Genomic DNA, 21,856 nt, shown 5'->3' with positions numbered 1-21,856 from the left:
TTACGTGGGTAGAAAAGTCTTTTTTTATTTGTTGGCTGAATGAAAGGAGAAAAAAGATGATGAAAAATGTTATGCGAGTAGAATACTCAATTAGAAACATGTGTATGCTTGCGATGTTTATGGCGATTACACTTGTTTTAAGTTATGTCAATGAAGTGATTCCTTCACTGCCACAAGGTGGAACGATTTCAGTTGATGTTATTGCGATTATGTTATGTGGATATTTGATGGGAGCCGGTTATGGGGTGATCTGTGGTGTTGGTGTCGCTTTATTGCAATTTGTATTAGGAATTGCTCAATATTATGGGCCATGGTCAGTTTTGCTTGACTATGTTTTACCGCTGGCAGTTTGTGGTTTAACACCATTAATCAAAACTCAAAAAATAGGTCATATTTCCATTTGCTGGGGTGTTGTTTTTGTTATGTTTTTAAAATATTTATCGCATTTTGCATCAGGGGCATTCTTGTTTGCCAGTTACGCTCCTGAAGGTATGAATCCTATTGTTTATTCATTAAGATATAATGCGATTTATGTTGCTCCAACGCTTATATTATGTATGATTGTTGTTCCATTATTATATTCACGTTTAAAAAATGCTTTTCACTAATCTCTCTTTATGAGAGATTTTTTAATACGTTAGAAAATAGTAAATTTACTTTAAAAAAGAGGTGAACTTGTGTATAATAATTCTGTTATAGAAAGAGGTTATTGATTATGAATAAGACATTTGTTGGTCAAAATATCCTTATTCATTGTTATAAACATGATGGAAGTATTCATCGCTGCTGGGATAAAGGGCTTGTTTTAGAGGAAACACCACATCATTTTATTGTTGTCAACAATAGAACGCTTGTAACAGAAGCTGATGGTCGTAAATGGTATACAAGAGAACCAGCCATATGTTATTTCCCTAAGCGAAAATGGTATAATGTGATTTGTATGATTCGTAAGACAGGGGTACATTTTTATTGTAATATCGCATCTCCAACGTTATATGATGGTGAAGCCTTGAAATATATTGATTATGATTTAGATTTAAAGGTTTTTCCTGATTATAAATATAAGATTTTAGATGAAGAAGAATATCAGCAGCATAAAGCTGCTATGAATTATAGTGATGAATTGGATGATATATTACATCTTCAGCTTTCACAATTGATTGATATGGCGATGAATATGTCAGGACCTTTTAGACCGGGTTTTGCACAACACTGGTATCATTATTATCAAAGTGGAAATTATAGAAAAAGGAGAGGTCATCATGGATTTTCAAAATGAACAGGATATGATTGATTTTGGAGAAGAACTGGCAAAACATTTATTTCCGAATACTGTGATTACATTAGAAGGAGAATTGGGTGTTGGGAAAACAACTTTTACAAAAGGAATAGGAAAAGGATTAGGGGTGACAAAGATTATTAATTCACCTACTTTTACGATTGTTAAGGAATATCAAGGAAAAGTGCCATTCTATCATTTTGATGCTTATCGTTTAGAAGGAGAAAATGAAGAACTGGGATTTGAAGAAATGTTTGAAGATGGTGGTGTCTGTGTCATTGAATGGCCAATGTATATTCAAGATATACTTCCAGACAATAGATTAGAAATTCATATGACAAAAAATAAAGATCAGACTCGTCATATGACTTTTGTTGCACATGGTCAACAATATCAGCAATTATTAAAGGAGATGAACATATGTTGCAATTAATCATGGATACATCTAATCAATATTTAATGGTTGCTTTATATGAAGATGATCAATGTTTAGAAGCTATCCAAGAAATGGGATCGAAACGTCAATCAGAAAATGCTATTCCTTATTTGGAAAAACTGTTAAATAAATATCATAAAGAACTATTGGATGTTGATGAAATGGTTATTACCATTGGACCGGGTTCTTATACCGGTGAAAGAGTGGCTTTGACAATCGCAAAAACATTAAGTGTGATTTCATCTGTTCGTATTAAAGCCATTTCATCTTTAGCGGCTTATGCTGGTTTACAAAAATGTGTATCAGTGATTGATGCTCGTAGTCAAAAAGTCTTTGTTTGTGCCTATGATCAAGGAAAAGCGTTAATTTCTGAACAAATGATGGCAATTGCAGATTTTCCTCAATTTATGCAGAATTATCAAGATTTTCAAGTCGTAGGACAAAATGAAGTGGTAGGATATGAGCATGTAGAAGTGAATTTAGCTAGTCATTTACATGAATTAGCCAAAAATGAATCTGCTTGTGAAAATGTGGATGCTTTGGTTCCACGTTATCTTAAAGATGTTGAGGCTAAAAAGATATGCCTATAGAAAAATGTCGTGAAGATGATCTTGAGGCTATTGTTCTTTTAGAAAAAAATGTGATGCCTTCACCTTGGACGCAAGAAGATTTTGAATATGAATTATTTCATAATCCTTTTGCACATCTTTTTGTATTCAAAAAAGAAAAAGAAGTGATTGGTTACATTGATGTCTGGATCATGTATGAACAGGCACAAATTGCATCAATTGCTGTTGAAAAACGATATCAGTCACAAGGTTATGGAGCAAAACTTTTGCAGTATGCTTTAGATGTTATGAATGATGATGTAGAAACAATCAGTTTAGAAGTAAGAAAATCAAATCATAAAGCGATAGCTTTATATCAAAAATATGGATTTTTAGTTCAGGCAGTTCGTCCCGATTATTATCAGGATAATCATGAAGATGCCTATTTAATGACGAAAAGGAGGGAAAAATAATGAGTCTTATTTTAGCGATTGAATCAAGCTGTGATGAAATGGCCGTAGCCATTTTAAAAGATCAACGTGAATTATTATGTAATGTGGTCGCATCACAAATTGATACACATCGTTTATTTGGTGGTGTTGTTCCTGAAATTGCTAGTCGTATGCATGTAGAATGTGTGTCTACGGTTTTAAAGACAGCTCTCAATGAGGCAAAAATCAATATGCAGGATATTGATGCGATTGCTGTTACAAAAGGACCCGGTCTTGTTGGTTCATTGCATGTTGGGATGCAGGCAGCAAAGACATTGGCTTTAGCTTATCATAAACCTTTGATTGGAGTTCATCATATTGCTGGACATATTTATGCTAATGAGCTTGTAGAGGATATCCAATATCCATGTCTGTGTTTAGTTGTCAGTGGGGGGCATAGTGAACTTGTTTATATGAAACATGAATTTTCATTTGAAGTCATTGGACAAACTTTAGACGATGCGATTGGTGAAGCTTATGATAAGGTAGGACGTGTATTGCATTTGCCTTATCCTGGTGGGCCAGTCATTGATCGCATGGCGAAAGAAGGAAAGCATAGCTATCAATTGCCACTTCCAATGAATGATGACAGCTATCATTTTTCTTTTAGTGGTTTAAAATCAGCTGTGATTAATCTTTGTCATAATGCTTCTCAAAGAGGAGAAGACATTGTTCCAGAAGATTTAGCATGTTCATTTCAAGAGGTGGCAGTAGATGTTCTTGTATCGAAAACACTGAAAGCAGCAAAGGATTATCAAGTCAAAGAAATTATTGTTGCTGGAGGTGTCAGTGCCAATCAGGGATTAAGAGAAGCACTGACAAAACGTAGTGATATTCCAGTATTATTTCCACCTATGCGTTATTGTACAGATAACGCTGCCATGATTGCTTCAGCAGCCCGTATTATGTATGAACATCAGCAATTTTCATCGCTTGATTTGATGGTGAAACCATCATATGATTTAGAAATGGAAAGTCTTGGTGAATAATCATGGAAAAAAAACAACATAAAATATCAAAAGCAACGATGTCCCGTTTCCCTGTTTATTTAAAAGCTTTACGCAATATGCAACATGAAGGAAAGAATAATTTTTTATCTAGTGAATTATCTGAAGCAACGGGAATTTTAGATACAACGATTCGTCGTGACTTCAGTTTTTTAACAAGTAAAGAAGCTTTAGGAAAACGCGGAATAGGTTATGATACAAAAGATATTATTAATATTTTAAATAATGTTTTAGGTTTAGGTTTGGATGAATCTATTATTTTAATTGGTGTGGGTAATTTAGGAAGTGCTATTTTAAAATATAACCGTTGGCAATATACAGTAGGAAAGATTGTCTGTGGTTATGATTTAGATCAAAATAAAGTTGGAGAACGTTTTGGTGTTAAACTTTATCATATTGATGATTTAGAAAAAACATTTCCTGATGGATGTAAAATTGCCATTTTAGCAATCAGTGAAAATGTTCAGGAAACAGTCGATCGTTTGATGGATTTAGGTATTAAAGGTATTGTTGATTTTACTCATACACATTTTACAGTCAGAGATGATGTTGTCGTACAAACAGTTGATGTTGTTGTGGCTATTCAGGAACTGGTTTTAAAAATGCATGTGAATGATGAATAAAGTGTTGAAATTTTATTGAAAAAATGTTAATAATAAATATACAGGTAATGATTTGAGAACATATCATTCATAAGTTTTAGAGCGACTTTTGGATGGTGAAAGCAAAAGAAATGGGAATGATATGGAACACTCAATGAACCGGATAGGAGAAATAAAAGTAGACTATCCCGCTTAGAGGCGTTATTTAAAAAGGGTGTATTTGTTAAGAATACAAATAAGGATGGTACCGCGATATAGTCGTTCCTTTTGAGGAACGACTTTTTTAATAAGAAGGAGGAGAGAGTTATGTTTGAATTTATGACAGTCAGAGAATTATATGAAATGATTTTATCTGGGGAAGAATTTGAAACGGAGAGTATCGAATATGTTGAATTAGATGGTTGGGTACGTACAAATCGTGATAATGGAAAAGTTGGTTTTATTGCTTTAAATGATGGAACTTACTTTAGAAACTGTCAAATTGTTTATTTACAGGACACTTTAACAAACTACGATGAAGTGAAACATATTAGTACGGGAAGTGCAATTCGTGTTTTAGGAAAATTAAAATTAACACCACAGGCTAAGCAGCCTTTTGAAATAGAAGCAACACAAGTTGTTGTAGAAGGGGCTTGTGATGATGATTTCCCTTTACAAAAGAAAAGACATTCTTTTGAATATATGCGTGAAATTCCACATCTTCGTCCACGAGCTAATACTTTTTATGCTATTTTTAGATTAAGAAGTGTTTTATCAATGGCGATTCATGAATTTTTCCAGTCACAGGGATTTGTCTATGTGCATACACCTATTATTACAAGTAATGATGGTGAAGGTGCTGGTGAAATGTTTAGAGCGACAACGATTGATGATACTGATTTCAGTAAAGATTTCTTTGGAAAAGAAGCCTTTTTAACAGTGACAGGACAATTACATGTGGAAGCTTTCTGTATGGCGTTTAGAGATGTTTATACATTTGGACCAGCATTTAGAGCAGAAAATTCAAATACATCACGCCATGCCAGTGAATTCTGGATGATTGAACCAGAAATTGCTTTTGCAGATTTGGAAGATGATATGGATTTAATTGAAGATATGGTAAAATACTGTATTGATTATGTTTTAGAAAATGCTCCAGAAGAAATGAAGTTCTTTGAACAAATGATTGATAAGGAATGTATTCAAAGAATTACACATGTAAGAAATAGTGAATTTAAACGTATGACTTATACTGAAGCGATTGATATTTTAAAGAAAGCTGATGTCAAATTTGAAAATAAAGTTGAATGGGGTATGGACCTCAATAGTGAACATGAACGCTATATTTGTGAACAAATCGTGGGTGGACCAGTATTCTTAACCGATTATCCAAAAGAAATCAAAGCCTTTTATATGCGTTTAAATGATGATGGAAAAACAGTTGCAGCCTGTGACTTGTTAGTACCAGGTATTGGAGAACTTGTTGGTGGAAGTCAGCGTGAAGAAAGATATGATGTTCTTGAAAAAATCATGGATGAAAAACAGATGTCAAAAGAAGGATTACAGTGGTATATGGATTTAAGAAGATTTGGTGGATGTAAACATGCAGGATTCGGTCTTGGTTTTGATCGTTTCTTAATGTATTTGACAGGTATGCAAAATATTCGTGATGTGGAACCATTCCCAAGAACACCAAGAAATTTAAAATTCTAAAAAGATTTGACAGGAACATGGAAAAATATGAATTTCCATGTTTTTCTATTTTTATTTGTAGTATAATAAATCTACGAGGTGAAAAGAACAGTGAATGAAATCTTCTTTATCAATACCTTTTTTAATATTGTTTATCGTAATGAATTGGCATATATGCGTGATTTTCTCATGTCCTATGACTATCTTCAAAGTTTTATTCAATGGTTAAATCAACGTCATATTTCATGCCCTGTTTTAGAATCTATTACAAAGGATGAATATGCCTTATTATCTTATTTAATGAAAGTTGAAGATGTTGATCATATTTTACATATTCCTTTTTCAGTAGAAATGGAAACAATCGCACAAACTTATGAAAAAGCAATTCATATTGTATATGTTCCCGGATTTGATGAAAATAATTTGAAAATGACATCTTTTCCTACATATGAAAACATCTATTTTTATGCGATTTCTACTCATTTTCAAAAAGACAATTTATCATTTTTCGATCCTTTTCCTGCTTTCTTCTGTGCTTTAAATCATGTGGATTCATGGCCGGGATGTTTGATTTTTCAAGAACAGAAGATGGTTTTTGTTCCTATAAAACGAATCGAAGATTTCACTCAACTCAAAAAGGCTATTGAACAGCAATTACCTTTGTTTGATATATATCAACACTATCAAAATGACGCTTATTTTATTCAGTTAAGTGATCTGCATTTAGGTAAAAATAAACGTCAAAAAGGATTGGCAAGACTCTATGCTTCATTAGATGAATTGATGCCAAGACTTCCTTCATTATGGCCTGTGAATATTTTAATTACAGGCGATTTAATGGAATCTCCTAATCGTAAAAATATGTATTTAGCCAATGATTTTATGAATAGTTTAAAGAAACGATATAAAGCGAATGTGACTTTTATATTGGGAAATCATGATGTGATTGTGCATGGATTTAACTTTGCTAGAAATCAAAAAAGTAAAGTCATTGCTTATTTGTTAGGTGAAAATATTAAGGTTCTGGAAAAAGAAAAAATTATTATTATTAAAATGGATACAACCAGTGAAGGAAATCTTGCTAGAGGGAAAATAGGAAAAAGACAATTAATGGAAATTGATGATGAGTTATCAGCAATTGATCATTTGGAAGACTATACTTTATTGGTTTTGTTGCATCATCATGTTTATCCTATTGATAAGGCTCAATTTATTAAAACCAAATGGCATGAAAAAACATTTATTAATCGAATTGTAGAAACATCAAAGGTTTTAGTAGATGCACCGTTATTGATTGAATGGTTACAGAAACGAAACATACATTATGTATTTCATGGACATAAGCATTTACCTTTTTTTAGAGAGGTAGATGGCTGTTATTATATTGGTGCCGGTAGTGCTACAGGTGGTTTAAAAGAAAGTCGTAGTCGTTATATTTCATATAATATTATGAAATATGATATTCAAGAGAAAAAAATGAAACTATGTATGATTTTTTATGATGATAAAGCGAAAGCAGAAAGACAGCGAGTTGAAGTTTATTTATTTGAGGGAGGAAATGAAGATGAAACTAGTAGATAGAATGAAAGATGAAGAATTAGGAACAGCATTGCTGTATAATTTTACAAAAGGTTATGGAAAACCAGTACCATTGGAACTTTATGATGTTGTTTTGCCACTTCTTTATCATGATTTGGTCAGAGATCAGATTTTATCATATACATCACTTCAAGAATGTATTTATCAATGTGAACAACAGGAAAAACATTTTAAACAACATATTTTAGAAACAATTGATGATGATAAAACAATGACTTCTAAAGCATTAGGAGTTGCGATGATCCAACATATTTTAAAATTTGAAATTGTGGATAATGCAATGTGTGGTGTGGCTTTATCTACAGATATCTTAGATTTAAATGAAGCCATTCATCTGGGAAAATTATTTCAAGATGTATCATTAGAAGATTTTATGACTTTACTTCGTCAGGAAGATGTTCATATTGTTGTTTTACAGAGTGCTTCTGTTGGCAAAGATGTTGATTTATCTAAACTTTGTTCACTTGGGCAAGTGACAATGTATGAAGATACAAAACAATCTGAAATAAGAGGACGTATCTTAGGGGCTGATATTGTCATTACAAATAAAAATGTTATGAATCAAGATGTTTTAGAAGGATTAAAGCATTTGAAACTGATTTGTTTATTTGCCACAGGAACAAATAATGTTGATTTGAAATATTGTCATGATCATGGAATCAAGGTGGCTAATGTTAAAGATTATTCAACGACAACAGTTGCTCAACATACTTTAGCATTATTAATGCATCTTATTGAAAAGAATGTTGCCTATGATCATTTTGTGAAGTCTAAAGCATATTGTCATAGTGAACGTTTTAGTTATTTTGATGATGTTTTTCATGATGTGTCATCTATGACTTGGGGTATTGTTGGATTAGGACATATTGGAAGGGCAGTGGCTGGTATTGCTAAGGCGATGGGGGCAAAAGTTCAATATTATTCAACAAGTGGCAAAAATGCAACAAGTGATTACCAGCAAGTTGATTTTGAAACGTTATTAAAGACATCTGATATTATAACTATTCATGCGCCTTTAAATGAACAGACACATTATTTATTTGATGAAGAAGCTTTAAGAAAGATGAAAAAAACAGCTTATTTAATTAATGTTGGACGTGGTGGTATTATTGAAGAAAAGGCTTTGGTAAAAGTTTTAAATGAAGGACATCTGGCTGGGGTTGGTTTAGATGTTTTTGAACATGAACCATTATTAGAAGATGATGTGATTTATTCTATACAGGATATGGATAAAGTGATTTTAACACCACATATTGCTTGGGGGTCTATTGAAGCTAGACAACGTTGTGTCAATGAAGTTTATGAAAATATACTTTCATTTTTAAAAGGTGAAGAAAGAAATATTGTCAATAATGAATAAATCATGTATGATATAAAAAATAAAAAAAGAAGGAGGAGTCTACGTTAGTAGCAAAGCATGTACGGTTATATAAATATAATCGGAATTAACGCCTGTGGACTAGAAATGAGGATGAAGCAGGAAAATTTGTTATATGTAGCATGATGTTATGGAACAAGTTGTAATTGCAATGATTATTATTGCACTAGGTTTTTATGTTTTTAAATTTTATCCTTTTGAAAAAGGAAATGTGATGAAATTAGTGATAGCCGCTATTTTCATTATTTTGACAGCTATTTGTAAAAGATTAGCGATTATGATTCCTTTATTTGGAACAGAGAGTTTAAAGATTGGATTTGAATATATTCCCTTGATGTTAGCAGGATATTTTTTATCTCCAAGCTATGCTTTTCTGGTTGGGCTATGTAGTGATGTGATAGGATTGATTATTGTCCCCACAGGATTTCCTTTCTTTGGATTTACACTAGGAACAATTTTAGTCAGTGTCATTCCTTCAATGGTTCATGTTCACTTTAAAAGAGTGAGTCCAACAAAAGTTTTAATGATTGTGATTGGTTTGATTGTTATATTAGGAGTAGGGGCTTCTTTATATATCAGTCAGTTAGATGTCGTTAGTATTTCAGATACGGCTTATTCATTAAAACTACAGGATAAAATAACATTAATTTCACTATGTCTTTTATTATCACTTCTTTTTGTTGTGATCATTCTCTTTTTAAAACGTAAGATTAATACACAAGAAGCCAAAACTTTTTCAACTTGGATTTTGTGTGTAGTACTGACAGAAATTGTTGTGACATTATGTTTAACACCATTATGGCTGGATATGATGTATCATATCCCATGGACGATTTCTTTATGTATTCGTGTAGTGAAAGAATGTGCTATATTGCCTATTGAAATATTTATTGGATATAGTTTAATCCCATTTTTAAGAAGAATATGGGTACACTTAGAAAAATAAACAACAAGGATTAAGAGTCCTGTTGTTTTTTTATTTCATGTCCATCTTCATCGACTTCAACAACCTCAAAAAAATATTCAAAAAGACGAGTTAATATGTTTTTCATAGACAAATTTTTCATTCCTTTCAAAATAAGTGTATGTTGATATTGAAAAATTATGTTTGAAAAGTCAAAAAATGTAAACACTAAAAAAGAGGTGATGAAAATGGATCATAAAGAATATGATCAGTTAGCTGAAACATTAAAACCAGTTGGGCATAAAATGAAAAATGCTTTTTTTGCTTTTATCTATGGAGGGATTATTGGGATTCTGGCACAGGGTGTCTTAGAATTTTTTATGAATGTTTATGATATCAGTCAAAAAGAAGCAACACCCATGATGACGATTACATTAGTTTTCATCAGTTGTTTATTAACGGGATTAGGTATTTATGATAAATTAGCACAAAAAGCCGGAGCAGGAACTTTCATTCCTATTACCGGTTTTGCAAATAGTATGACCTCAAGTGCCATAGATAGTCAAAGTGAAGGACTGATTATGGGAATTGGCAGTAACATGTTTAAATTAGGAGGAACAGTTATTACCTATGGAATTGTCAGTTCTGCCCTGTTAGGAGTGATACGTTATGTCATTACACTTTTTGGGTAATTCAGTCACTTTAGAAAATGTCTTTATCGCATCTTCTGGTACTGTCTGTGGACCTTTAGAGTACTTAGGACCATTAGGCAGCTGTTTTGATAAAAGTATTCAAGATTATCACTATGGTGAAAAATCATTTGAAAAAGCAGAAAGAAAAATGTTAAGAGATGCTTTGGATATCTGTTTAAAAAGAGAACGATTAAAATATCATGATGTAGATTTATATTTAGGAAGTGATTTATTGAATCAGATCACTTCTGTTAATTATTTAGCTAGAGAAATAATGAAACCATTTATTGGTGTTTATGGGGCTTGTTCAGGTTTTGCTTTATCATTAGCTTTAGGTTCTTTGCTTGTAGAAGCAGGATTTGTTGATAGAGTGATGACAATGGTATCAAGTCATAATGCTTCGGCAGAAAGGCAATATCGTTATCCTGTTGAATATGGTGTACAAAAGAAAGCAACAACAACCTTTACAGCAACCGGAGCAGTAGCAACTTTACTAACATCTCAAAAGCAACTTGTGAAAGTTGAAGCCATCACTTTAGGACGTGTCATTGATTATGGACAGACAGATGCGAATGATATGGGACGTGCGATGGCTCCTGCAGCATTTGACACATTGATGAATCATTTTCAAGATTTAAAACGTAGTTTTCATGATTATGATTTGGTTGTGACAGGTGATTTATCAATGTATGGACATCAGATTTTAAAAGAAATGTTACAACGTCAAAAAATAGACGTTGTTCGTTATAACGATTGTGGTTGTATGCTTTATGATTTATCTCATCAGCCCGTTTTTCAAGGAGGCAGTGGCTGTGCCTGTAGTGCTTTAGTGACAATGGGTTCTTTGTACCCACAACTTAAAGACAAAAAATTAAAAAGGATTCTCGTTGTTTCAACAGGGGCTTTGTTGTCACCAATGATGAGTGCTCAAAAAGAAAGCATTCCATGTATTGCCCATGCCATTAGTCTGGAGGCGGTAGAATGAATTATCTATTAGCGTTTTTATTTAGTGGTTTTGTTTGTCTGATTGCACAGCTTATCTATGATCATAGTCGTTTAACTCCGGGACATATTACGAGTTTATTTGTTGTCTTAGGTTCTTTTTTAGATCTTTTCCATATTTATGATCGTCTGGTTGATATTTTTCATGCCGGAGCTTTAATTCCCATTACCAGTTTTGGACATTCTTTAATGCATGGAGCTATGGCAGCTACGCAAGAATATGGTATTTTTGGTATTGCGATGGGAATGTTTGATTTAACAGCGGCAGGCATCAGTGCAGCTATTCTTTTTGCGTTTTTGGCTGCGATGATATTTAAACCAAAATCATGAACGATTCTTATGATTTAAAACATCGTATTTTAAATTATAAAGGAAGACTTGTCCATCTTTATTTTTTAGCAAGTTTATCTAACGATGTTTTGATTTCTCGACTGGTAGAAGGGATTGAAAGCAAAGAAGGAAAAGATTTAGAGAATTGTATTCATATGGGAGATGTTGTGATTGTTTCTACAAATGATATTGATAAAATACAAAAAGCCCTGTTAGGTGGCAATAGTGCTTTATTTGATGGTGAAACGACTTATTTAATGGATACCAAAAACTATCCTAATCGTTCTATAGAAGAACCAGAAACAGAAAAGAGTGTACGAGGGGCTAAAGATGGTTTTAATGAATCTATTTTAAATAATACAGGACTGATTCGTCGACGTATCAAGACACCAGAATTATGTTTTCATTTGACCACAATGGGAACACAAAATCCAATTGATATAGCTGTAGCTTATTTAGAAGATAAAGTGAATAATGATGTTTTAAATCAATTATTACAGCGTATTTCTCAAGTTCAATCACAAGAATTTATAATGAGTGATCGTGCTATTGAAGAAGTTCTGCTACAGCAGGGATATAATCCATTTCCTTTGGTTAGATATAGTGAAAGACCAGATATTGTCGCAACACATATTCAACATGGTTATATTGCGATTCTATGTGATACATCATCTTCCGTTGTCATGTTGCCAACAACTTTATTTGAAATTTTAGAACATGTCGAAGAACATCGTCAAACACCATTAATTGGGACATTTATCCGTTTGATTCGTATGGTTGCCGTTTTCCTATCTATTTATCTTGTGCCTATCTTTGCTTTATGTTCATCCTTTTTAAAATGGGATTATTCCTTTTTTATACAAATTCTGATTGTCGAACTTTCTATTGAGCTTTTACGTATAGCAACCGTTCATACACCCCAATCTTTATCGAATGCTATGGGATTGATTGCTGCTATTTTATTAGGAGAATTTGCGATTCAATTAGGTTTTTTCTCAGAAGATATTTTAATGTTTTGTGCTATCGGTACGGTGGGTGGTTTTGCAACACCAAATTATGAATTATCACTGACCAATAAATATATAAAAGTCATGATGATTTTTTGTATGATGTTTTTCAATGTTTATGGTTTTATTGTTTTTAATCTTATTGTATGGATAGCTTTAGCTCGTATTAAGACTTTTGGAGTATCTTATTTATATCCCTTATATCCTTTTCATGGTCGAGAACTTTTACGTTTTTTCATTCGTCAACCCAAACAGAATCAAACAAATGCATAATCCTCTCTTTTCAGTTTTTGGAAATAATGGTAGAATAGAAAAGAATGGGAGAGAAGATTATGGAAGCAAAGAATTATCAACATTATATTCAAATTTTAAAAGAAGAATTAGTTCCAGCAATGGGATGTACTGAACCCATTGCATTAGCTTATTGTGCCAGTAAATGTCGTGATGTTTTAAATGATGAAATCATCAAAGCTCATGTGCAAGTTAGTGGAAATATTATTAAGAATGTTAAAAGTGTTGTTGTTCCTAATACGGGAGGACTTAAAGGAATTGCGTCAAGTATTGCAGCAGGGATTGTTGCCGGAAAAACAGAAAAAGTCTTAGAGGTGATTGCTGAAGTTAGTGAACAACAAAAACAAAAAATGCATGAATGGTTACAACATATTCCTATAGATATTTCACCATTAGAGAGTGAATGTGCTTTAGATATATGTGTAGAACTGATTGGAAAAGAACATCAGGCAAAAGTACGCATTGCTGGTTTCCATACTAATATTGTTTTTATTGAAAGAGATCATGATGTTGTTTTTGAAATGGGAGTTGTCGCTTCAGCAGATCAATCATTAACAGATCGCAGTTTATTAAATATTCATGATATTTATGAATTTGCGAATAATGTTGAACTCGATCAAGTCAAAGACCTTTTACAAAGACAGATTGATTATAATTTTGCAATAGCAACAGAAGGATTAAATCATCACTGGGGTGCCTGTGTTGGACAAACAATACTGAAAACATATGGTGATGATGTCAAATTTAAAGCAAAAGCTTATGCTGCGGCTGGTAGTGATGCCAGAATGAGTGGCTGTGAAATGCCAGTCATTATTAATTCAGGAAGTGGGAATCAAGGGATGACTGCATCTCTACCAGTCATTGTCTATGCCAGAGAATTCAAGAAAACAGAGGAAGAACTTTATCGTGCATTGATTGTATCCAATTTATGTACAATCCATCAAAAAACTGGGATTGGAAGACTATCTGCCTATTGTGGTGCTGTGAGTGCTGGTATTGGGGCTGGATGTGGTATTGCCTATTTACTTGGTGGTGATTATGAAGCCATCTGTCATACAATGGTTAATGGTTTAGCGATTGTATCAGGAATCATCTGTGATGGAGCTAAACCATCTTGTGCTGGAAAGATTGCTGCCAGTGTGGATGCAGGAATATTAGGATACTATATGTATAAAAATGGCTGTGAGTTTAAAGATGGCGAAGGACTTGTTTTAAAAGGTGTCGAAAATACGATTCGTAATATCGGAGAATTATCACGTGATGGAATGAAGGAAACAGATAAGGAAATTATTAAATTAATGTGTCGTTAAGTATGTAAAAAACTATCCTTTTTGAAAATGTAATTTCAATCAGGATAGTTTTTATATTATGATTCATCTTGAGATATTTTCAATATAGATGATATATGTGTAACTTTTAAAGCATGGAGTCTAAGTTTGAGAACAAGTATATATATAATCATAATACTTAATATCAATAATATCATGATGAAAGAAAAATCAATACCAAAGAGCGAAGCCAAAAGGCATTCTAAAACAGGAATCATGAAAAATATGAATAATATTTTGACTTGTTTAATCAAATACATATGCTTTAATAAAGATAAAGGAATCCCTAATGAATACATAATAGATAAATTTTTTTGATTCTTTTTCATGTTTTTAAAAACATCATAAAATAAGAAGCATAAGATCAAAAAGGCAATCAGAATTTCCACAATAATAAAGATATGATGATAGAAATGATTATCTTTTTGTTGGATAAGCCAATCTGTAAGGACACTATGATAAACTGAAAGAGTGCTTTGACTTGCATATTGTTCATATGCCTGTTCAATATCACCATCAATGATGATTTCATAAGATAAAGTTTCATCTGTTAATAAATCATATTGAGTAGGATATTTTAAAGAATAAGGTGTGTTTTTTAATGTATTGATTAAATAATCATACGAATAATATATTTGCATTTGATGAACATCTTTTTCTTCAATGATTTCTTTAATAATAAATGTGAGAGGATAGCTTTCTTCTTGTAGTTGATAAGATAATTCAATGGTTGAACCCACTTGTTGTTGCAGGGCATCAGCTAGTTGTTTATTGATAATGATTTCATTATCATGTATTCTAGAAGAATCTGGACAAGGATAAATATTAACTTTTTTGAGTTGATGATTGATTTCTATAGGTTGAAAAGGAATCAAGCGATGGTAATCATCTATATCTTGTAAAGAAGATCGATAATCTGTAATATAAAGACTTTGATAATTAAGAGCATCTTTACCATGTTCTAACATGAATAAAGAATGATCAATTTGCACACATACCATTTCTATTAAAACTAGACATGTGAGTATCAATGACATGATCATCATCTTTTTATGAAATATTTGATGAAAATAATGATGAATAGATTTTTGATGATATTGTAGTTGAGGTGGTATTGGAAGTTTATTGGTTGGTGATGATAAAAGACAATGCAGTTGATGGTCTTTGATTTCATAACAATAATCACAATAAGGTAACATCAGTTGTTGTTCATGAGAAGCCACAATCACGACACAGGTTGCTGATAGTTTTTTGAGTAAATCTAAAACGATCTTTTTATTTTCTATATCTAATGATTCCGTTGGTTCATCACAGATAATAACTTGTGGTTTTTGCATGAGGGCTCTTGCTATACCAACTCTTTGTTGTTGTCCTGCAGAAAGTTCATGAGGGTAATGATCTTGAATTTCCTGCAAACCAAGTTGTGACATAATCGTATCCATAGACACATCTTCATGATAGATATCTTCTATCATTTTTAAGTTTTCATATACTGTCAGTTCGTCAATCAGTTCATAGGTCTGAAAAATACTCGTGATATGAATAGATGCATCTACAATTCTTTGACCACTCTCGATATCTTCATATCCAGCTGAAATATTTAATAAGGTTGATTTTCCACTTCCACTTTTCCCACATAAAAGATAAAATCCACAATTGGAAAAATCAAAAGAAAGATTTTGAAAAACAATATGATTTCCAAATGATTTATCAATGTTTTGAAGTGCGAGTTGCATAAGCATTCACCCCTTCTATAAAAATAATGATAATAGCTGTGATCAAGAAAGTCAGGAGATAAGATACAAGGGGTGATGATGATACTAACGGATAACCTAATTGAACTGCAATGGTATTAAAGAAATGATAAAGAGTTGTAGAAAAGATTGTTTGTAATATAAAAACAATAAGTAAACTTAATGCAATGATGACATCATAAAGAATCAATGGCTGATAACCATAATGTTGATAAATAGCAGTTTCTTTTCGATAACGTTTTCTATCAAAGAATAATATTAAGATATAAATAGCTATCAAGACAATGAATCCACCACCAATAAGCCAATAGAAATATAGAGATTGAAGATTTTCAACAGATGAATCATCAACTAAAATAGAATCTGTATAAACAACAAATTCACTTTTTTGACTGTTTAATACTTGATTAATATTTTGAGCAATAGTTGTTTCATCTTCTTGAACATCACTAATAAAAGATATATAAAGATATTTCACTTTATCTTTATTGGTTATATGATGATGACTTAATAAGTTTTCCATTGTTCCTTCCTGTAAAAAAATCATATAATCATCTTGATTTTGGGCATAAGCAATACCTACAATTTGAAGTTCTTCAGATAGTCCTTTATTTAATTGTAAAACTTCATTCATACCAATCAGCTGTTCCATGCTTTCTAAATGTTTAGCTTTATAAAGTTCTAAAGCAAGATTTTGTGAAATCACAACCTCTTGATTATTTTCCATCATTCTTCCAGCTAATAAATTGATTTGACAATCTTTAAACAGTTGATAATATTGCACATCAAATGAATAATCAGAAAAATTCACCGAATCAAGAACAGAAGAATCTTCTCCATCTTGAAATGTTTCAATATTTCGATAATCCATGTATAAAGGAATATCTTTTGGAAAAGATTGACCACTTTCCTTTTCATATGATTTGACATCATTTTCTAATATAGATAAACATGTTTGATAAAAATCTTTATTTTGATCTTCTGGTTTCATTGTTGATAAGGCTTCTTTGATATCATCAATATACATTTCTGGATAAAATACAGAATTAAAACTCACTTGTGCAGCCTGCCAGCCAAACTGATAACCAATAACGCCATTGACATTATCTCTAACAATTTGAATATCTTGGTCATCATATAAATCTCCAGTTTTTGAAGACATCTGATGATCACGGCTTTGAGTGATAATGAGATTATCACGTGTTTGCCATTTTCCATTTTGCTGAATCATCTGATCAAGAGAGGGGAATAAGGATATACCTACAAAAATAAAACATCCTATAAAAAAAGTAAATAATATTTTAACAAGTAAAGTCGCATATCTTGTTTGAATGATTTTGATAATAAGTGAAAAATGTTCTTTGATATGATGTAAAGAAATCTTCTTTTTCATGGTAATAGGCTCATCTTGAATCTCTTGATATTCTTCAATGACACCTTTTCCCATACGAATAACATGCCCTACATATTCATCTATCAAAGCTAATTCATGAGTGACTATAATAACACTTTTCTTGTGTGAAATTTCTTGTAATAAATCCATCACAAGATGACTGTTTTCATAGTCCAGTGCTGATGTAGGCTCATCACAAATAAGATAATCACAATCAACTAATAGTGAACGTATGATTTGAATTCTTTTTTTCTGACCTACAGATAACTTTTTCACTTTGGAATGTATAAAATCATTTAATTCAAAATGTTCCAACATTTCCATGATTTTATTTTGATCATTGATAACCAATAACAAATTATCCAAGACACTCATATTTTCTATTAAATGAATATTTTGTTCAACACATTCTACAAGACCACTATTTTCGACTTGTCCATCATAATCCTTATCTTTACCAGATATGATATTCAATAATGTTGTTTTGCCACATCCACTAGGTCCTATGATATAAGTTAAACCTTGATTAGCAATTGTTAAGTTGATATCTTTTAAGGCATGAATATCATTGTTTTTATTATGATATACTTTATGAATATGTGATAGTTTCATTGATTTCACCACCTGTATATATTATTCTAAAACTTCTTTTCTTATTTATATCATATATTTTTTTTAAGGAATAGGCAATATAAGCATAATAAAATACACTTTTTTGCATGAAAGGAAAGATTAAAAATCTTTATTTAATGTTTTTAGTAAGATATTCTTGATAAAGTGTTTTTCAGACTTGATTTTATTTTTTATGCAGAGTTTATTGTTATTTCTTGTGGTTTAAGGTATGATGAAAGAAGATAATAGTGATTTAAAAAAATCATATTTTATAAAAGCATAAGAGAAAGACGAGCGTAAATTTCATTTTCTATTTATGAAGTAGAGAATGAAGATGGGAGTGTGGCTTTTTAATAATACAGGAGAGGATGGGGTTATATGAAAAGAGTGCTCAAAAAGGGAAAGTTATGGTTTTTTTGTTTTATAATGATTATCTTCATTTCTATAATATGGCTATTTTTTTCTTATCATAAACAGATCAATGTGGTAAAACATATTCCTGATTATTCATCTGTAAAAGTCGTAGGAGATTATTTAGATAATGCTGATCTTATCAAGGCACCTTATATTCTTGAAGGAACAGTTACAGATATAAGTCCTTCGTTTGAATATGAAGGCGTTTCCTTTGTTAAAATCACATTTCATATGACGGATATATTATATTCTCAATCTGAATTAAAAGACAGTATCACTATTTTAAGGGAACAAGACATGTTTACACCACTTGAAATCAATCACCAATATATACTTTATCTTTATGATTATAAAGGACCTGTTGCTTCTCAAGTGAAGATGATTTGTGGTGGAAATTTAGGTGCATATGAAATTGTAAAAGGAGAAGCTCATGATACAAGTCAAACATTAGAAGAGTATAAACAAAATATAAAAGAAGCTTTAAAACAATAAAGACTAAAGAGTGATCAAGGAGAGATAAGTGTGAAAATAAAGAAAATAATACCGGTTATATTAGTAGGAATGATTGTTGTTATGATATTTGTTAATTTTATGGGTAGAAATGAAAAAATGAATGAAAAACCTCTTTCTATTGGAACAGAATATGGAGTTCAAGTCAATGATAAACAACTCTATACTTTGACTATTGATCATATATCAAAAGTACAAACTTATTTAAATCATGAGATCGTGATTATCGATTTGACCTATCAAAATAATCATATTGAAGAAAATTTTATAATTGATCATAAGAATTTTGATGTTATCGATGATGCGGACCAGACAATAGAATATATTGATTGTTCATTGATTCATAATAAACCTAAAGTCATAAAGAAAAATCAAACCTATTCAGCTCAAATTGCATATTCTATTCATAAAAATACAAAGGATCTTTTTTTAAAATTCCATACACCTTATACAGATGATATAGCATTATTTCAACTTCCAGTATATAGATGATGAAATTATAGATGCGAAGAATGTTTATAAATATGATTTGATTTAACTCTAGGATTATTGAGAAAATTATAGAAAAAGCTGAACGAATTCATATATCGTTACAGCTTTTTTGTAGAAATGAATGTGGATGGAAAGAGTTCATAAAAGATGGCTGAATGCATCTGTCCTTGTGGATCTTGCCAATAGTCATGTTGAATATCATAAATTTGAAAACCGAGTGTTTCATAAACATGTTGGGCACGTTTATTAGATAGGTCAGTACTTAAAATAATACGTTTATATCCTTTAGAAAATAAATATGATATAAGAAGTTTTAAAGCTTGTTTTCCTAAACCGTGATTTTGTAGATTCAAAACACAAATTTTAATACCAATTTCTACACAATGAGAACTATGAGAAAAATAGCACATTTCACCAATGGGTTGATGTTGATATTCAATGATGAGTCTTTTTTTATTATCAGTTATTAATTGTTGTATAACTTCTTCAACAGAAGTGTGAATACCATGAGGAAAACCAGCATGTGCCATGATTTTTCCATCATTCCACCAAGTTGTTAAAAGTGTGGCATCGTGTTGAGTTGCCCTGCGAATAAGAATATCTTTGTTGCTTATTTGCATTATTGACTATCCTCAAAGCGTTTCATTAATTCTTGTGCCTGTGCGTATTGATGATAAGGAACATAAAAATGATAGTTTTCAAGATATGGTCCGACTTTTAATGATAAGCCACTTCCCATCTCTTGAATACATTCATAAACAATATGATGTTGTTCCAGTGTTTCTTTAATTGCTTCACACCAGATAGCTGATTGAGTAATCAAAAAACAATAATCATCATCATGAACTTCTCTTAAGGCTGCTGAGTGGCAATAAGGACATCTTTCTTGATTGGTTAGATGATAACAATTTTCACAATAATTCATAAAATATTCATCTCCTTTTCATCATTATAACATATATATAGAAAATAAAAAAAATCATCTTTGCTAAAAAAGATGATCAATCCTATTTATTTTTTTCTTCTTCTATTTTTTCTTGATGATAAAAGTCCTTCTGTTTTTTCCCTATAATTCATAAAAGAACCTAAATCATAAACATCATAACCTTGTTTCATAAGTTTTCTACATGCTTTTTCACTAAAAACTTTATTGACAGCATAAAAATAATATTTCATGTTCTGATCAGGATAAGTTTCTTTAAACTTATCTAATAAACGAAATGGAAAACATTGAGCATCAGCAATATGTAAATCATCATAATCTTTAATCTCATCTAAACATATAATTGTGATTTGTTCAGGATGTTTTAAATAACGACGATAACCTTCATTAATATCTAAACTTTTAATTATTTCTTTCTTTTTAAAACCAAACATTTTATTTCCTCCAATACTTATCTATAATATCACTATTTCTTTCTTTTTTCTATTGCTTTTCTATATTTTATGTGTTATTATAACCAAGCAGTAACAATTGGCCTGTTGGAGAAACGGTTAACTCACATGCCTTTCACGCATGCATTCACGGGTTCGAATCCCGTACAGGTCACCAAATAGGGGTGTGGTTCAATGGTAGAGCATCGGTCTCCAAAACCGTGGACGCGGGTTCGATTCCTGCCACCCCTGCCATTCAAAAGTGAGTCGAGGCATCGACTTTTTTTCTTTATATCGTTTGCAGGGGAACCTGCTTTTTTTATTTTATGATATATTTTTTCTTTAATTTCTTATCCAATACTATATAAACAATAGAAGATATTATTAAACCTATAATTAATGATAAAATCCATAAAGAAGTCCAATTTCTATAAAGGCCATAAAACATAATTTCCATGAAAAAGAGAAGAACACAAAAGAAATAGTTTAAATTTTTTGTATCTTCTTTCCAATATTTTTCTTTATCAATTGGATTTAATGTTTCATAAAATTCATATCCATTATCCCATTCTCCTACTATTTGAAGATGTGAATTTTTGATTTTATTTGTGAAAAACCAAAAGATAAAATAGATTAGATGAACACTAATGATGACAAAAATAATATTTTCCATATTGATTCTCCTTTATAAAAATACAATAATGTATTATAGGCTACATTATTATATAATGAAGTCAGTTCC

General features: G+C 31.3%; 24 protein-coding genes, 2 tRNA genes and 1 other annotated feature. Of the genes, 20 read left to right on the top strand and 6 right to left on the bottom strand.

Annotation, left to right across the window (positions count from 1 at the left end):
- Nucleotides 1–56: 56 nt before the first annotated feature.
- From B5E75_RS07975 to B5E75_RS07900, 16 genes are all read left to right on the top strand, one after another.
- Nucleotides 57–608, top strand: a complete 552-nt coding sequence (locus tag B5E75_RS07975) for an energy-coupled thiamine transporter ThiT (protein WP_087358221.1) — start codon at nt 57–59, stop codon at nt 606–608.
- Nucleotides 609–715: 107 nt separating this feature from the next.
- Nucleotides 716–1,279, top strand: coding sequence for a DUF402 domain-containing protein (locus B5E75_RS07970; RefSeq protein WP_087358220.1), 564 nt, complete (start codon nt 716–718; stop codon nt 1,277–1,279).
- Nucleotides 1,263–1,712, top strand: coding sequence for a tRNA (adenosine(37)-N6)-threonylcarbamoyltransferase complex ATPase subunit type 1 TsaE (gene tsaE, locus B5E75_RS07965; protein ID WP_205090121.1), 450 nt, complete (start codon nt 1,263–1,265; stop codon nt 1,710–1,712). Before B5E75_RS07970 ends, tsaE begins: the two co-directional genes overlap by 17 nt.
- Nucleotides 1,700–2,305, top strand: a complete 606-nt coding sequence (gene tsaB, locus B5E75_RS07960) for a tRNA (adenosine(37)-N6)-threonylcarbamoyltransferase complex dimerization subunit type 1 TsaB (protein ID WP_087358219.1) — start codon at nt 1,700–1,702, stop codon at nt 2,303–2,305. Before tsaE ends, tsaB begins: the two co-directional genes overlap by 13 nt.
- Nucleotides 2,296–2,736, top strand: a complete 441-nt coding sequence (rimI, locus tag B5E75_RS07955) for a ribosomal protein S18-alanine N-acetyltransferase (RefSeq protein WP_087358218.1) — start codon at nt 2,296–2,298, stop codon at nt 2,734–2,736. The genes tsaB and rimI overlap by 10 nt, the downstream gene beginning before the upstream one ends.
- Nucleotides 2,736–3,743, top strand: coding sequence for a tRNA (adenosine(37)-N6)-threonylcarbamoyltransferase complex transferase subunit TsaD (gene tsaD / locus B5E75_RS07950; RefSeq protein WP_087358217.1), 1,008 nt, complete (start codon nt 2,736–2,738; stop codon nt 3,741–3,743). Before rimI ends, tsaD begins: the two co-directional genes overlap by 1 nt.
- Before the next feature lie 2 nt (nt 3,744–3,745).
- Complete coding sequence (locus tag B5E75_RS07945; protein ID WP_087358216.1) at nt 3,746–4,384, top strand: redox-sensing transcriptional repressor Rex; 639 nt, start codon at nt 3,746–3,748, stop codon at nt 4,382–4,384.
- A 38-nt stretch (nt 4,385–4,422) separates the two neighbouring features.
- Nucleotides 4,423–4,632: a binding site (T-box leader), on the top strand.
- A gap of 37 nt (nt 4,633–4,669) precedes the next feature.
- Nucleotides 4,670–6,055 carry an asparagine--tRNA ligase gene (gene asnS / locus B5E75_RS07940; RefSeq protein WP_087358215.1) on the top strand — a complete coding sequence of 462 codons (1,386 nt, stop codon included), beginning with the start codon at nt 4,670–4,672 and terminating at the stop codon, nt 6,053–6,055.
- 90 nt (nt 6,056–6,145) lie between these two features.
- Complete coding sequence (locus tag B5E75_RS07935; protein ID WP_087358214.1) at nt 6,146–7,615, top strand: metallophosphoesterase family protein; 1,470 nt, start codon at nt 6,146–6,148, stop codon at nt 7,613–7,615.
- Nucleotides 7,599–8,993, top strand: coding sequence for a D-2-hydroxyacid dehydrogenase (locus tag B5E75_RS07930; protein ID WP_087358213.1), 1,395 nt, complete (start codon nt 7,599–7,601; stop codon nt 8,991–8,993). The genes B5E75_RS07935 and B5E75_RS07930 overlap by 17 nt, the downstream gene beginning before the upstream one ends.
- A gap of 148 nt (nt 8,994–9,141) precedes the next feature.
- On the top strand, nt 9,142–9,957 hold the full coding sequence (locus B5E75_RS07925; RefSeq protein ID WP_087358212.1) for a folate family ECF transporter S component: 816 nt from the start codon (nt 9,142–9,144) through the stop codon (nt 9,955–9,957).
- Between the two features lie 206 nt (nt 9,958–10,163).
- Nucleotides 10,164–10,607 carry a stage V sporulation protein AC gene (gene spoVAC, locus B5E75_RS07920; RefSeq protein ID WP_087358211.1) on the top strand — a complete coding sequence of 148 codons (444 nt, stop codon included), beginning with the start codon at nt 10,164–10,166 and terminating at the stop codon, nt 10,605–10,607.
- Entirely contained in the window at nt 10,585–11,592 is a 1,008-nt protein-coding gene (gene spoVAD, locus B5E75_RS07915) for a stage V sporulation protein AD (protein WP_087358210.1), read from the top strand. The genes spoVAC and spoVAD overlap by 23 nt, the downstream gene beginning before the upstream one ends.
- Nucleotides 11,589–11,939: a stage V sporulation protein AE gene (gene spoVAE, locus B5E75_RS07910; protein ID WP_087358209.1), complete on the top strand. Its 351-nt coding sequence runs from the start codon at nt 11,589–11,591 to the stop codon at nt 11,937–11,939. The genes spoVAD and spoVAE overlap by 4 nt, the downstream gene beginning before the upstream one ends.
- Complete coding sequence (locus B5E75_RS07905) at nt 11,936–13,219, top strand: spore germination protein (protein WP_087358208.1); 1,284 nt, start codon at nt 11,936–11,938, stop codon at nt 13,217–13,219. Before spoVAE ends, B5E75_RS07905 begins: the two co-directional genes overlap by 4 nt.
- 59 nt (nt 13,220–13,278) lie before the next feature.
- On the top strand, nt 13,279–14,547 hold the full coding sequence (locus tag B5E75_RS07900) for an L-cysteine desulfidase family protein (RefSeq protein WP_087358207.1): 1,269 nt from the start codon (nt 13,279–13,281) through the stop codon (nt 14,545–14,547).
- A gap of 56 nt (nt 14,548–14,603) precedes the next feature.
- On the opposite strand, the gene B5E75_RS07895 is transcribed toward B5E75_RS07900, so the two are convergent.
- Together B5E75_RS07895 and B5E75_RS07890 are read right to left on the bottom strand one after the other, a co-directional pair.
- Nucleotides 14,604–16,301 (bottom strand): ATP-binding cassette domain-containing protein, encoded by a 1,698-nt coding sequence (locus B5E75_RS07895; RefSeq protein ID WP_162607652.1) that lies wholly within the window; start codon nt 16,299–16,301, stop codon nt 14,604–14,606.
- Nucleotides 16,276–18,324, bottom strand: a complete 2,049-nt coding sequence (locus B5E75_RS07890; protein WP_087358205.1) for an ABC transporter ATP-binding protein — start codon at nt 18,322–18,324, stop codon at nt 16,276–16,278. The genes B5E75_RS07895 and B5E75_RS07890 overlap by 26 nt, the downstream gene beginning before the upstream one ends.
- A gap of 483 nt (nt 18,325–18,807) precedes the next feature.
- Here B5E75_RS07890 and B5E75_RS07885 point away from each other — a divergent pair, with 483 nt between their 5' ends.
- Complete coding sequence (locus B5E75_RS07885) at nt 18,808–19,230, top strand: hypothetical protein (RefSeq protein WP_162607651.1); 423 nt, start codon at nt 18,808–18,810, stop codon at nt 19,228–19,230.
- Nucleotides 19,231–19,260: 30 nt separating this feature from the next.
- Nucleotides 19,261–19,740: a hypothetical protein gene (locus tag B5E75_RS07880; RefSeq protein WP_087358203.1), complete on the top strand. Its 480-nt coding sequence runs from the start codon at nt 19,261–19,263 to the stop codon at nt 19,738–19,740.
- Nucleotides 19,741–19,838: 98 nt separating this feature from the next.
- Here the strand turns inward: B5E75_RS07880 and B5E75_RS07875 are convergent, their stop codons facing one another.
- From B5E75_RS07875 to B5E75_RS07865, 3 genes are all read right to left on the bottom strand, one after another.
- Entirely contained in the window at nt 19,839–20,360 is a 522-nt protein-coding gene (locus tag B5E75_RS07875) for a GNAT family N-acetyltransferase (RefSeq protein WP_087358202.1), read from the bottom strand.
- Nucleotides 20,360–20,665: a hypothetical protein gene (locus B5E75_RS07870; RefSeq protein WP_087358201.1), complete on the bottom strand. Its 306-nt coding sequence runs from the start codon at nt 20,663–20,665 to the stop codon at nt 20,360–20,362. Before B5E75_RS07870 ends, B5E75_RS07875 begins: the two co-directional genes overlap by 1 nt.
- 86 nt (nt 20,666–20,751) lie before the next feature.
- Nucleotides 20,752–21,117, bottom strand: coding sequence for a hypothetical protein (locus tag B5E75_RS07865; protein ID WP_087358200.1), 366 nt, complete (start codon nt 21,115–21,117; stop codon nt 20,752–20,754).
- 99 nt (nt 21,118–21,216) lie between these two features.
- Here B5E75_RS07865 and B5E75_RS07860 point away from each other — a divergent pair.
- Both B5E75_RS07860 and B5E75_RS07855 read left to right on the top strand, forming a co-directional pair.
- A tRNA-Glu gene (locus B5E75_RS07860) sits at nt 21,217–21,292 on the top strand.
- Nucleotides 21,293–21,295: 3 nt separating this feature from the next.
- Nucleotides 21,296–21,369, top strand: a tRNA-Trp gene (locus B5E75_RS07855).
- A gap of 64 nt (nt 21,370–21,433) precedes the next feature.
- On the opposite strand, the gene B5E75_RS07850 is transcribed toward B5E75_RS07855, so the two are convergent.
- A complete protein-coding gene (locus B5E75_RS07850) occupies nt 21,434–21,787 on the bottom strand; it encodes a hypothetical protein (RefSeq protein ID WP_087358199.1) in 354 nt (117 codons plus the stop codon).
- Nucleotides 21,788–21,856 lie beyond the last annotated feature (69 nt).

This window comes from Massiliimicrobium timonense (assembly GCF_002160865.1).
Taxonomy (GTDB): Bacteria; Bacillota_I; Bacilli_A; order Erysipelotrichales; family Coprobacillaceae; genus Allocoprobacillus.
The sequence above is the reverse complement of the archived record's forward strand: the minus strand, read 5'-3'. Positions and strand labels throughout refer to the sequence as shown.

Coding starts and splice junctions, on each gene's coding strand:
- B5E75_RS07975 (WP_087358221.1), top strand. CDS start 57: ATGATGAAAAATGTTATGCGAGTAGAATACTCAATTAGAAACATGTGT.
- B5E75_RS07970 (WP_087358220.1), top strand. CDS start 716: ATGAATAAGACATTTGTTGGTCAAAATATCCTTATTCATTGTTATAAA.
- tsaE (WP_205090121.1), top strand. CDS start 1,263: ATGGATTTTCAAAATGAACAGGATATGATTGATTTTGGAGAAGAACTG.
- tsaB (WP_087358219.1), top strand. CDS start 1,700: ATGTTGCAATTAATCATGGATACATCTAATCAATATTTAATGGTTGCT.
- rimI (WP_087358218.1), top strand. CDS start 2,296: ATGCCTATAGAAAAATGTCGTGAAGATGATCTTGAGGCTATTGTTCTT.
- tsaD (WP_087358217.1), top strand. CDS start 2,736: ATGAGTCTTATTTTAGCGATTGAATCAAGCTGTGATGAAATGGCCGTA.
- B5E75_RS07945 (WP_087358216.1), top strand. CDS start 3,746: ATGGAAAAAAAACAACATAAAATATCAAAAGCAACGATGTCCCGTTTC.
- asnS (WP_087358215.1), top strand. CDS start 4,670: ATGTTTGAATTTATGACAGTCAGAGAATTATATGAAATGATTTTATCT.
- B5E75_RS07930 (WP_087358213.1), top strand. CDS start 7,599: ATGAAACTAGTAGATAGAATGAAAGATGAAGAATTAGGAACAGCATTG.
- B5E75_RS07925 (WP_087358212.1), top strand. CDS start 9,142: ATGGAACAAGTTGTAATTGCAATGATTATTATTGCACTAGGTTTTTAT.
- spoVAC (WP_087358211.1), top strand. CDS start 10,164: ATGGATCATAAAGAATATGATCAGTTAGCTGAAACATTAAAACCAGTT.
- spoVAD (WP_087358210.1), top strand. CDS start 10,585: ATGTCATTACACTTTTTGGGTAATTCAGTCACTTTAGAAAATGTCTTT.
- spoVAE (WP_087358209.1), top strand. CDS start 11,589: ATGAATTATCTATTAGCGTTTTTATTTAGTGGTTTTGTTTGTCTGATT.
- B5E75_RS07905 (WP_087358208.1), top strand. CDS start 11,936: ATGAACGATTCTTATGATTTAAAACATCGTATTTTAAATTATAAAGGA.
- B5E75_RS07900 (WP_087358207.1), top strand. CDS start 13,279: ATGGAAGCAAAGAATTATCAACATTATATTCAAATTTTAAAAGAAGAA.
- B5E75_RS07895 (WP_162607652.1), bottom strand. CDS start 16,301: ATGCAACTCGCACTTCAAAACATTGATAAATCATTTGGAAATCATATT.
- B5E75_RS07890 (WP_087358205.1), bottom strand. CDS start 18,324: ATGAAACTATCACATATTCATAAAGTATATCATAATAAAAACAATGAT.
- B5E75_RS07875 (WP_087358202.1), bottom strand. CDS start 20,360: ATGCAAATAAGCAACAAAGATATTCTTATTCGCAGGGCAACTCAACAC.
- B5E75_RS07870 (WP_087358201.1), bottom strand. CDS start 20,665: ATGAATTATTGTGAAAATTGTTATCATCTAACCAATCAAGAAAGATGT.
- B5E75_RS07865 (WP_087358200.1), bottom strand. CDS start 21,117: ATGTTTGGTTTTAAAAAGAAAGAAATAATTAAAAGTTTAGATATTAAT.
- B5E75_RS07850 (WP_087358199.1), bottom strand. CDS start 21,787: ATGGAAAATATTATTTTTGTCATCATTAGTGTTCATCTAATCTATTTT.